At 49.5% G+C, this 3,645-nt stretch carries 3 protein-coding genes and 1 pseudogene; 1 reads left to right on the top strand and 3 read right to left on the bottom strand.

Annotated features, from left to right (window positions below; genetic code table 11):
- On the bottom strand, positions 1-810 hold an 810-nt coding region (locus C3Z13_RS08600), incomplete at its 3' end, for an alpha/beta hydrolase (RefSeq protein ID WP_103855646.1).
- Positions 811-879: 69 nt separating this feature from the next.
- Positions 880-2,020, bottom strand: a pseudogene (locus C3Z13_RS08595) (NADH-dependent flavin oxidoreductase).
- Positions 2,021-2,128: 108 nt separating this feature from the next.
- On the opposite strand from C3Z13_RS08595, the gene C3Z13_RS08590 reads away from it, so the two are divergent.
- A complete protein-coding gene (locus C3Z13_RS08590; RefSeq protein ID WP_103855645.1) occupies positions 2,129-3,031 on the top strand; it encodes a LysR family transcriptional regulator in 903 nt (300 codons plus the stop codon).
- Between the two features lie 100 nt (positions 3,032-3,131).
- Here C3Z13_RS08590 and nrdG read toward each other — a convergent pair whose 3' ends face one another.
- The gene (gene nrdG, locus C3Z13_RS08585; protein WP_103855644.1) at positions 3,132-3,602 is read right to left on the bottom strand and encodes an anaerobic ribonucleoside-triphosphate reductase-activating protein; all 471 of its coding nucleotides are present in this window, start codon (positions 3,600-3,602) and stop codon (positions 3,132-3,134) included.
- Positions 3,603-3,645 lie beyond the last annotated feature (43 nt).

The raw sequence follows: 3,645 nt of genomic DNA, 5'->3' as shown, positions 1-3,645 counted from the left end.
GCCAATTCTTGTTCTTTTGTTGATAGGTATGCCCTGTTTTTCGATAAATATCAGGGTGTTTTCCTCGCTATGGGGAAAGTGGATATTGATGTTTTGCAGGAAATGTTTGGGGTCGCCGTAGGTAAATCTGTCCAGCGTGCCAATGAGCAATGCACCGCGGTGTTGTATGGAACGGATTTGGGAAAAGTCGCCGTCTGTTTCAACGTGAACGTTGTTGAGCAGGTCGGAATAGAGCCATTGGTAGGCGGTGTCGGCCAGTGCAGGCAGCCAGCCAAAGAGTTCAAAGGGCAGGAGACGCTGTCCTTGTCCGTTTTGGATTTGCTGGCGGATGTATTGGCGTTCGTTTTCGCTGATGGCGTTGGTTAAATGGGGCACATTGGCGGGGCTTAATAGGATAAAGCAGTCGATGCGGCTGTCTTGGGTTTGTGAGAGGTAGTAGATGACTTTGTTCGCACCGAGGGAATGTCCTGCCAAGATGATGCGCTGATAGCCTGCCTGTTCGGCGTAATCGATATAGGCTTGCACGTCATCAAGGGTGTCGGCGAAGTTTTCGTTAAATGAACCGATGGTTTCTTTTTGGCCGTTTTTTTTGATGATGTCTATTTTGCCAAAGGCATTTCGGGTTTGGGCGTAGATAAAGTCAATGCCGTGCTGGCTGAGGGTGTCGCCAATGGTGTAATAAAAGAGGTTGGAGTAGCAGTTGCCGTGTATGCCTGTGATGGCGATGACGACAGTATCGGCAGGGCGTTCGGAGAATAAGGCACCGTGTAATACCGTGCCTGTTTTGGTTGGAATATTGAGTGTTTTCATGGGGTTTTCTCTCTTATATCGCACCGTCTTTCAGGCTGCCTGAAAGTGCGGTGCTTTTTTTATGGGTTTTTAAAAGTGGTTGCTGATGTAACGCACGCCGTTTTGTTTTGACGGCGGATAGAAATCCGTTCCCATTTGTGTGCCGTGCAACATGGCAGGGGTGTAGCGGTATTTCTTGGCTTGTTCCCAATCAAAGGCGGTTTCAATTTCATCTTCACGGCCGTTTTCAATCAGCTTGATGAGCTGCGGATTGAGCATGATGCTTTTGCCAATGGAAACGCTTTCCACCCAGCCTGTTTGATAGGCTTTGAGCATGTCGTCAGCGGTGTAAAGGTTGCCCGAACCGAAAAGGGCAGACGGCCGTTGATGCGGTCATGCACCACTTGCATTCGGGTGAAACGCGGGGCGGCACCGCGGCGGACTTTTTTGTAAAAATCCCATAGAGAGATGTGCAGGTATTGCAGCGGTTTTGCTAATAAGGCATCCACCAGTGCCAAGGTTTCTTTCATGGTAATGCCGTCTGCCCCTGGTTCTTCAGGCGAAAAACGGTAGCCAATGATGAAATCAGGACGCTGATGTTTTTGCCGCATGGCATCAATGGCATCGACAATGGCAAGGGGAAAACGCATTCTTTTTTCTAAACTGCCGCCCCATTCGTCTTGGCGTAAATTGGTGGCGGCGGAAAAAAATTGCTGAATCTGCCAGCCATTGGCTCCGTGAATTTCCACACCGTCAAAACCTGCCCGCCGCACCAATTCGGCGGCATAGGCATAATGCCCCACCATGTCTGTGATTTCTTGTGCCGTCATGGTGCGGATTCGGCCAAATACATCACCGGTGGGGGCAATCACCTCATGCCCCTGCGTCATGCTGGGGTCGGCACGGAAACCGCTGTGGGCTATTTGCACCACCGCTTTCGCCCCCGTGCGTGTGCCATGTCGGCGTATTCGCGCAAAGTCGGCAAATGGCGTTCGTCAAAGGCATTGGGCGATTCAAAGCCAATCCCACTGGGGTGAACATTGGTAAACGGCATGATGTATAAGCCAAAACCTTCAAAACGGTCGTGCCAAAAACGGCGGCCAGCGTCCGTCATCTCACCGTCTGGCCCTGAGTCATAAATGGTCAAAGGGGCAACGGTAAAACGGTTTTTAATGGTCACGCCATTGTTTAAGGTGTAAGGCTGAAAAAGGGGTTGATACTTCGGATTCATCGAATTACTCCATCAAAAAAAGATGGAATCATTATATTGATTCTTTTTGGTTGATAAAGATGATAAAATTCCAAAGACTATAGAATAAAATTCCACAATGGAGCGAAAATGGACGAACGGTTTTCAGGTATCCGAGAATTTTTAGCCGCAGCAGAAGCAGGCAGTTTCACCGCCGCGGCCGACAGGCTCAACCTCACGGGGTCAGCGGTCGGCAAAAGCATTGCCCGCTTGGAACAGCGGCTCAACACCCAGCTTTTTCACCGCACCACCCGAAAAATCACCCTCACCGCCGAAGGCGAGTTATATCGGCAAAGCTGTTTGCGTGTGATGGAAGAATTGACACAAGCAGAAGCCCTGCTTTCGCGCGAACAAAGCCAGCCCATTGGCACCGTCCGCATCGATATGCCCACCGTCTTTGGACGGGAATGCCTGCTGCCCAAGCTCATGACTTTGGCGAAACGTTACCCCAAACTGCATCTGCACCTGAGTTTTCAAGACCGCAAAGTGGACATGATTGGCGAACAAGTGGACATTGCCGTGCGGTTTGGCGAACTGGGCGATTTAAGCGACATCATCGCCCAGCCCATTGGCGAAACACAAAATCTGCTGTGTGCTAGCCCCGAATTTTTACGTGGCAACGGCTGCCCGACATCGCCCGCCGACCTGCGCCAATTTCCCTGCATATCAGGCAGCGGCAAAGCATGGCGGCTATACAACGCCGAAAAAATCCCCACGGATTACCCCATCGCCCTGCAGCACCAAAGCAATGACGGTGATGCCATGCTCAAACTGGCACTCAACCATCTGGGCATCGCCTACCTGCCCAACTGGCTGATTGCCCCGTATCTGCAAACGGAACAGCTAACGGTGATTCTGCCCGAAACCGCCTTACCACCCGTGCCGATTTATGTGCTGTGGCAGAAGAAAATGAATTTACAGCCGAAGATTAAAGCGGTGGTAGAGGGGCTGAGGGAGAGTATAGGGGAAGCTATTCAGGCAGATTGGAAGTGATGTAAAAAGTATGAAACCAAGTTTAAATAAGCTTGGCTTTTTTAAAGCTGGGCATTTCTTCGCCATACTTCCGCAAAATGTCTTTCAGTTACTCAAAATCTCACTCCACCTTAAACCGATAAATCACCTGATTTGCCGATCCACGCCAAATAAGTGAAGGATCGGCTTGTTCTTTGATAAATTTGCCGTCAATGAGAACATCAATATAAGGCAGCATTTGGCGTTGAAGATCGTTAAGTTCGGCGAGTTTGTAGCCTGTCCAAAGCCAAATGTCTTTCTCTGGGCATTCCCTTTTGACGCGTTTGACTAAGGCGAGCAAGGTTGGCACGTTTCTAGGGTGTAAGGGATCACCGCCTGATAAGCTAAGACCTTGCCGTTTAATGCGTTGATCTTGTAGATCGCGAATAATTTGATCTTCCATCGCTTTATCAAAGGGAACCCCTGCACTGAATGACCAGCTTTTTTGGTTGTAACAGCCTTTGCAAGCGTGTTCGCAGCCACTCACAAATAAAGTGCAACGCGTGCCTTCGCCGTTTACGATGTCAACGGGGTAATATTGGAGGTAGTTCATAGTGTTTGTTTTTTATTCAGGTTAATTTCTTATTTCTTTGTGA

The sequence above is a fragment of the Avibacterium endocarditidis genome, assembly GCF_002921145.1.
GTDB lineage: Bacteria > Pseudomonadota > Gammaproteobacteria > Enterobacterales > Pasteurellaceae > Avibacterium > Avibacterium endocarditidis.
The sequence above is the reverse complement of the archived record's forward strand: the minus strand, read 5'-3'. Positions and strand labels throughout refer to the sequence as shown.